We start from the raw sequence: 6846 nt of genomic DNA on the forward strand, positions 1-6846 counted from the left end.
TGCGGAGCCTAGGGTTGCGGGCCAGTTCCCGGCGCATGCGTTCGCTGGAGAAGCCCAGGAGGGCGCGGACCAGGTGGAAGAGAAAGAGGCTGAGGTCGGAGAAGGTCCTGGGCCTGCCGGGTTTTCTCTCCCCTTCTGGCAAGCGGGCTTGGAGCCATGCCTGGAGCAGGGGGACCAGTTCCTCCAGGGACAGGGGTAGGATGGAAGGGGGCGTCTGGTGTTCTTCCACAGCTCACCAAGCGCCCCCTTTTCCTTTGGCTTGTCAAGGGGGTATGCATTGAATATCCGAAAGGGGGGATATGCTAAAGAAAAAGGGGGTGAAAGTATGAGCGCCACCGGTCTGGAGGTCTTTGACACCACCCTCCACAAGACCCATATCTGGCTCAAAGGCATCATGGAGGCCCTGGGGATTGAGGACCGCCACCGGGCCTACATGGCCCTGCGGGCGGTGCTCCACGCCCTGCGGGACCGCCTGCCCGTGGAGGAGGTGGCCCAGCTGGGGGCCCAGCTTCCCATGCTGGTCCGGGGCCTTTACTATGAGGGCTGGGACCCCACGGATAAGCCCCTGAAGGAGCGGCACAAGGAAGCCTTCCTGGCCCATGTGGCCCGGGAGCTCAAGACCCCCGGTGGCCCCGCCCTGGACCCTGAGGCCGCGGCCCGGGCCGTCTTCCGGGTCCTGGCCGCCAAGGTGACCGAGGGGGAGGTGGCGGACGTGCGGAACCTCCTTCCCAAGGAGATTCGGGAGCTCTGGCCCGAGGCCTAGGCCTTAGGGCCTCCCACCCCGGCCAGCACCGGGGTGGTTTTCAGTCCAGGACGAAGCGGTCCTCCCGCTCGTGGAGGCGCACCCGGTGCACGATGCGCTGGTCCTGGCCTCCATCCCCCTCCGTCATGGCCACCACGGTCACGTAGGGGCGCAGGGGGCTTTTGAGCACCTTCTTGGTGAGGGTCTCCTCCACCTGGAAGATGCCCGCGGAGTTGTTCATGGTCACCTGGATCTCCACGGGTACCTTCTCCCCCTTGAGGATGCGCACCTCGTCCACGGCCAGGGCGCTGATGGAGTGGATGTCAATGCTCCCAAGGGCGAAGGCCTTGCGCCCGCGCCCCTTGGTGATGTCGGTGCCGTCAGCCACCGCGGTGACCCCGGCCTCAATGGTCAGGGGCTCCGGGGAGAGGTCGTGGCTGTAGATCCCGTGGAGGATAAGGGCGCGGAGGGCGGTGCGTTGCTCGGGATCGGGGTAGATCTTCTCCAGGATGCGGTTCAGAATGGGCAGGGCCAGGGTTACCCCGAAGGCCTCGTGGTGCTCCCGGTGCACCCCATTGCCCAGGTCGTGGAGCATGGTGGCCAGGAGGACCACCACGTAGGCGTCCTCGAGCTCTCCGGCCCCCGACTCCACGGTGTCCAGCCGCACCCCGGCCTCGGCCAGGAGCCCCAGGATGGCCACGCTGGCCGCCCCCGTGAGCAGGGCGTGGACCCGGCCGTGGTCGTTGTAGCCCAGCTTGCGCATGGTGAGGTAGTTGGCCATGTTCCAGCCGGCCCGGGCCTCGGGGTCTTGGATGAGGAGCTCGTAGGCCCTTAGGGCCTTGGGAAAGGCCTTGAGGCGCTCGCGGATGGCCTGGTCGGCCTCAGCGTAGAGCTTGGCCTTGGGGCTGGCCACGTGGACCACGCGTTCTCCCGTCATGGGCACCTCCCACCTTACACCACACCCGAGCCCCCCGGGGGGACCCGGGACACACCGGGAAGCCCGCGGGGGGCTTCACTCCCCCTTGAAGTTGGGGGCGCGCTTCTCCAGGAAGGCCTTGACCCCTTCCTTCATGTCCTCGGTGGCCGAGGCGTAGCCGAAGAGGTCGGCCTCGATCTCCAGGGCCTCCGCCAGGTCCAGGCCCTCCCCCCGCACCACGCTCTCCTTGGCCAGGGCCAGGGCGATGGGGGCGTTTTTCAGGATTTGGCGGGCCAGCTTCTTGGCCTCCTCCAGGGCGTCCTCCGCCACCCGGTTTACCAATCCCAGGGCCAGGGCCTCCTCCGCGGGCACATGCCGCCCGGTGAAGATGAGGTCCAGGGCCCGCCCCCGCCCAATCAGCCGGGGCAGGCGCTGGGTGCCGCCGAAGCCGGGGATAAGGCCCAGGCCCACCTCGGGCAGGCCCAGCTTGGCCCCCTTGGCGGCCACCCGCAGGTCGCAGGCCAGGGCCAGCTCCAGACCACCCCCGAGGGCATACCCGTGGATGGCGGCGATGGTGGGGATGGGCAAAGCGGCGATCTCGGCGAAGACCTGCTGGCCCAAAAGGGCGTACTCCCGGGCCATGAAGGGGTCCTTGAGGGCGGCGATCTCCTTCAGGTCCGCTCCGGCGGCGAAGGCCTTCCCCTCCCCGGTGAAGATGACCGCGCGGGCCTCGGGGTCTTGGTGGATGACCTCGGCCACCTCGGCCAGCTCCCGCAGCAGGTCCTGGGAAAGGGCGTTCAGGGCCTCGGGGCGGCGCAGGGTCACGATGGCCACCCCCTCTTCCACCTCGTAGGCGAGGTGGGCGAACTCGGGAATTTCCAGGATGAACTCGTGCTCGTGCTCGTGGGCCATACCTACACCTCCAAGAGGGCCTCGAGGGCCACCTCCACCATACGCCTTACCCCCTCCTGCAACACCTCCTTGGGGGCCAGCTCCGGGTCGCCGATGCGGTTGGAGACGGTGAGGAGGGCCCCCGCCCGCACCCCCCTTAGCCGCCCCAGGAGGAAGAGGGCGCTGGCCTCCATCTCAAAGGCCAGTACCCCGTACCGGGCCCAGGCGCGGGCCCCTTCCGGGGTGGTGGCGTAGAAGGCGTCCTCGGTGGCCACCAGGCCCACGTGATGGGGGTAGCCCTTGGCCTCCGCCTTGGCCCAGAGGGCGCGGAAGAGCAGGGGGTCGGGCACCGGGGCGTAGGGGCGCCCCTCCAGGTACTGGCGCGTGGCCCCGTCCAGGGGCACCGCCCCCTGGGCGATGACCAGATCCCCGGGGAAAAGCCCCTCGTCCACCGCCCCGCAGGTACCCACCCGCAGGAGCACCCTGGCCCCAAGCTGAACCAGTTCCTCGGCCACGATGCTGGCGGAAGGTGCCCCCATGCCCGTGGTCTGCACGGAGACGGGCACCCCGCGGTAGCGGCCGGTGAAGCCCAGAAGCCCCCGGTGGGAGGTGTAGAGCACGGGGTCCTCGAGGAAGGTCTTGGCGATCCACTCCGCCCGGCCCGGGTCCCCGGGCAGGAGGACCCGCTCGGCCACGTCCCCCCGCTGGCCCTGCACGTGGATGGGACTCATACCGCCTAAGGATACACCAGCCGGAGGGCGGGAAGCCCTTCCACCAGCCCCTCGTCGTGGGTGGCCAGGACCAGGGCCGTCCCCACCTCCCCCGCCAGCTCCCGCATGAGGCGCAAGACCTCCCGGGCCTGGCGGCGGTCCAGGCTGGCGGTGGGCTCGTCGGCCAGGAGGAGGCGGGGCCTCAGGTAGAGGGCCCGGGCCACCGCCACCCGCTGCCTTTCCCCCCCCGAAAGCCGCTGGGGGAGGAAGTGGGCCCGCCCCTCCAGGCCCAGGCGCCGGAGGAGGGCCAGACCCCAGGCCCGGTCCACCCGCCCCACCAGGTACCCCGGGGCCAGGACGTTCTCCAGGGCGGTGAGCTCGGGAAAGAGGAAGTGGTGCTGAAAGACGAGCCCCAAAAACCGCAGGCGCCGCCGGGCCAAGACCCCCTCGGGAAGGCCGCGGATAGCCTCCCCTTCCCAGAAGACCTCCCCCGCCTGCAGGGGGAGGAGGCCGGCCAGGAGGTGGAGCAGGGTGGTCTTGCCGCTCCCCGAGGGGCCCAATACCGCCAGGGCCTCCCCGGGGTGGAGGCAGAAGGAGACCCCCTGGAAAAGGGGGCCATTCCCATAAGCAAAGCCCAGGCCCTGGACTTCCAGCACCGGCCGCACCCTCTCATCCTCTAGGCAAAGGATGAAGGTTCGGTTAGAGTAGGGCCGATGGCCCCAAGCCCCCTCTTCCAGGACCTCAATCCCGAGCAGGTAAAGCTGGCCCGCTCCTTTTTCCAGCCCCTCACCTACCCCCGGGGCAAGGTCATCTTCCACCAGGGGGACCTGGGCCAGGCCCTTTACCTGGTGGAAAGTGGCCAGGTGCGTCTGTACCGCACCCACCTGGGGGGGCAGGAGAAGACCTTAGGCTTCGTGGGCCCTGGGGGGGTGTTTGGGGAGATGAGCCTCCTGGACGCCCCGGAAAGGAGCGCCAGCGCCGTGGCGGAGGAGGACAGCGTGCTCCTGGCCCTCTACCGCGAGGCCTACTTCGGCCTCCTCCAGCGCCTTCCCCTCTTCGCCCACAACCTGGCCCGCATCCTGGCCCACCGCCTGCGGGAGGCGGATTTGGAGCTGGACCTTTTGGCCTTTGAGGAGGCCCGAAGCCGGGTGGCCTACGCCCTCTTGAAGCTCCTGCGCCAGGGGAAAGGGCCCAGCTTCCAGCTCCGCCACCAGGACCTGGCGGCCATGGCGGGGACCAGCCGGGAGACCGTGACTCGGGTCCTCCATGAGCTGCGGGGGCAGGGGGTCCTCCGGGTGGCCCCGGGGGTGGTGGAGGTGGTGGACGCCCAGCTCCTGGAGGAGCTGGCCTTTGGCCTCATGTGAGGAGGGATGCCGTGCGCTTAAGGGTGGACGTGCTGCCCACGGAAGAGCTGGCCTATGCGGACGTGGTGCTGGTGGTGGACGTGATCCGGGCCACCACCACCGCCGCCTGCTTCCTGGAGGCGGGGGCCGAGGCCCTCTACCTTACGGCGGGCCTCGAGGCCGCCCGGGCCTTCAAGGACGAGGACGTGGTCCTCTCCGGAGAGGTGGGGGGGCTTAAGCCCCCCGGGTTTGACCTGGGCAACTCCCCCCGGGAGGCCCTGGAGGCGCCCGTGGGGGGAAAGATCGTGGTGATGAGCACCACCAACGGCACCCGGGCGGCCCACGCCGCCGCCCGCTCCGCCAAGCACGTCCTCCTAGCCTCCCTCTACAACGCCCACGCCGCCGCCCGGCTGGCCCGGGAGCTGGCCACGGAGGAGGTGGCCATCCTCTGCGCCGGGAAGGAGGGCCGGGCCGGCCTGGACGACCTCTACACCGCCGGGGTGCTGGCGGAGTACCTGGGCCTCATGGGGGAGGTGGAGCCCGAGGACGGGGCACGGATCGCCCTGGCGGTGAAGAGGGCCTACCAGGACCCCCTGGAGGCCCTCTCCCTCTCGGCGGCGGCGGCGGCCCTCAGGGGGGTAGGCCTCGAGGCCGACGTCCCCTTCTGCGCCCAGGTGGCCAAGAGCGCCGCCGTGCCCGTCCTGGCCGGACGGGTGGGCGAGGCCCTCATCTTCAAGCGGGCTCAGCCCGGCCAGGGCGGAGCCCCCTAGGAGTGCCCCAGGCCCTGGGCGGCCAGGAGCTGGTGGAAGCGCCTTAGGGTGGCGATGCCCTTCTCCAGGTTGACCAGGTCAAACTTCTCGTTGGGGGCATGGAGGTTGTCGTCGTTTAGGCCCAGGCCCAGGAGGACCACCGGGGCGGAGAGGGCCTCCTGGAGCTCGGCCACCACGGGGATGGTGCCCCCCTCCCGGGCGTAGACGGGAGGCCGGCCCCAGACCTCCTCCAGGGCCCGGGCCATGAGGCGCATGGGGGGGCTGAAGGGGTCGGTGAGGACGGGCCGGCCCCCATGGAGGCGCACCACCTCCAGGCGATAGCCCGGGGGGCAGATCTCCTGCAGGTACCGCTCGGCCAGCTCCGCCACCTCCTCGGGGTCCTGGTCGGGCACCAGGCGCATGGAGAGCTTCATCCCCGCCTCCGCAGGGATCACCGTCTTGGACCCCTCCCCCTGGTACCCTCCCCAGACGCCGTTGGGGTCCAGGGTGGGCCGGGCCCAAAGCCGCTCTAAGGGGGTGTAGCCCGCTTCCCCGGGCAGGACCTCCACCCCGAGCTCCCGCCTCAGGGCCTCCTCGTCCAGGGCGGGCCAGAGGCGCCTCTCCTCCTCCGACACGGGGCGTACCCGGTCGTAAAAGCCCGGGATGAGGACCTGGCCCGTCCCCTCCTCCTTCAGCCGGGCCAGGATCCAGCCCAGGGCCTGGATGGGGTTGGGGGCCACGCCACCGAAGGCCCCGGAGTGCAGGTCTCGCCGGGCGCCCTTCAGGCGCACCTCCAGGTAGGTAAGCCCCCGCAGGCCGTAGGTGAGGGTGGGGGTTTCGGGGGCGAACATGGCCCCGTCGGAGATGAGCACCACATCGGCCCGCAGCTTCTCCCGGTGGGCCCGCACGAAGGGCAGGAGGTGGGGGCTGCCGATCTCCTCCTCCCCCTCCACCAGAAACTTCAGGTTCACCCGGGCCTCGAGGCCCTCCAGGGCGGCCACGTGGGCCCAGAGCTGCCCCTTGTCGTCGGAGGCCCCGCGGGCGAAGACCTTGCCCTCCCGCACCGTGGGCTCAAAGGGCGGGGTGGTCCAGAGCCCCAAGGGGTCGGGGGGCTGGACGTCGTAGTGGCCGTAGACCAGGACCGTGGGGGCCTTGGGGTCCACCAGGCGCTCGGCGTAGAGGATGGGGTGGAGGGGGGTCTCGTGGAGCTCGGTGGTGAAGCCCAGGGCCCTAAGCCGCTCGGAAAGCCATAGCGCCGCCCGACGGACGTCCTCCTTGTGGGCCGGATCGGTGGAGACCGAGGGGATGGCCAGGAACTCCAAGAGGGGGGCTAACGCGTTCACGCGCCCATACTACCCTCTTCCGCCAGGGCCCGGCCTTCCTCCAGGAGGAGGAGCCTGAGCCGGGCCACCTCGGCCTCAAAGCGGGCCTGCAGGGCCTCCAGCTCCGCCCTCAGCCGCATGATCTCCTCCACCCCCGCCAGGTTCACCCCAAG

The 6846-nt window shown here is 70.3% G+C and carries 8 protein-coding genes and 2 pseudogenes; 3 read left to right on the top strand and 7 right to left on the bottom strand.

What is annotated here, in order from left to right:
- Window positions 1–229: pseudogene (locus B128_RS12805) on the bottom strand (hypothetical protein); the annotation flags it as partial.
- A gap of 96 nt (window positions 230–325) precedes the next feature.
- Between B128_RS12805 and B128_RS0100425 the strand changes: the two are divergent.
- Window positions 326–763, top strand: a complete 438-nt coding sequence (locus tag B128_RS0100425; RefSeq protein WP_018110333.1) for a DUF2267 domain-containing protein — start codon at window positions 326–328, stop codon at window positions 761–763.
- A 40-nt stretch (window positions 764–803) separates the two neighbouring features.
- Here the strand turns inward: B128_RS0100425 and B128_RS0100430 are convergent, their stop codons facing one another.
- From B128_RS0100430 to B128_RS0100445, 4 genes are all read right to left on the bottom strand, one after another.
- Window positions 804–1679, bottom strand: coding sequence for an HD domain-containing protein (locus B128_RS0100430; RefSeq protein ID WP_018110334.1), 876 nt, complete (start codon window positions 1677–1679; stop codon window positions 804–806).
- Window positions 1680–1754: 75 nt separating this feature from the next.
- Entirely contained in the window at window positions 1755–2570 is an 816-nt protein-coding gene (locus B128_RS0100435) for an enoyl-CoA hydratase/isomerase family protein (protein WP_018110335.1), read from the bottom strand.
- 2 nt (window positions 2571–2572) lie between these two features.
- A complete protein-coding gene (locus B128_RS0100440; RefSeq protein ID WP_018110336.1) occupies window positions 2573–3280 on the bottom strand; it encodes a phosphorylase family protein in 708 nt (235 codons plus the stop codon).
- Window positions 3281–3285: 5 nt separating this feature from the next.
- Window positions 3286–3924 (bottom strand): ABC transporter ATP-binding protein, encoded by a 639-nt coding sequence (locus tag B128_RS0100445; RefSeq protein WP_018110337.1) that lies wholly within the window; start codon window positions 3922–3924, stop codon window positions 3286–3288.
- A 48-nt stretch (window positions 3925–3972) separates the two neighbouring features.
- On the opposite strand from B128_RS0100445, the gene B128_RS0100450 reads away from it, so the two are divergent.
- Window positions 3973–4623, top strand: a complete 651-nt coding sequence (locus tag B128_RS0100450; RefSeq protein WP_018110338.1) for a Crp/Fnr family transcriptional regulator — start codon at window positions 3973–3975, stop codon at window positions 4621–4623.
- Between the two features lie 11 nt (window positions 4624–4634).
- Window positions 4635–5372 (top strand): 2-phosphosulfolactate phosphatase, encoded by a 738-nt coding sequence (locus tag B128_RS0100455; protein WP_018110339.1) that lies wholly within the window; start codon window positions 4635–4637, stop codon window positions 5370–5372.
- On the opposite strand, the gene B128_RS0100460 is transcribed toward B128_RS0100455, so the two are convergent.
- Both B128_RS0100460 and B128_RS13045 read right to left on the bottom strand, forming a co-directional pair.
- Window positions 5369–6694 (bottom strand): dipeptidase, encoded by a 1326-nt coding sequence (locus tag B128_RS0100460; protein WP_018110340.1) that lies wholly within the window; start codon window positions 6692–6694, stop codon window positions 5369–5371. The two genes, B128_RS0100455 and B128_RS0100460, sit on opposite strands and share 4 nt — an antisense overlap.
- A pseudogene (locus tag B128_RS13045) lies at window positions 6691–6846 on the bottom strand (heat shock protein transcriptional repressor HspR, fused homodimer type); the annotation flags it as partial. The pseudogene B128_RS13045 and the gene B128_RS0100460, both read right to left, overlap by 4 nt.

The sequence above is a fragment of the Thermus igniterrae ATCC 700962 genome (assembly GCF_000376265.1).
Lineage (GTDB): Bacteria > Deinococcota > Deinococci > Deinococcales > Thermaceae > Thermus > Thermus igniterrae.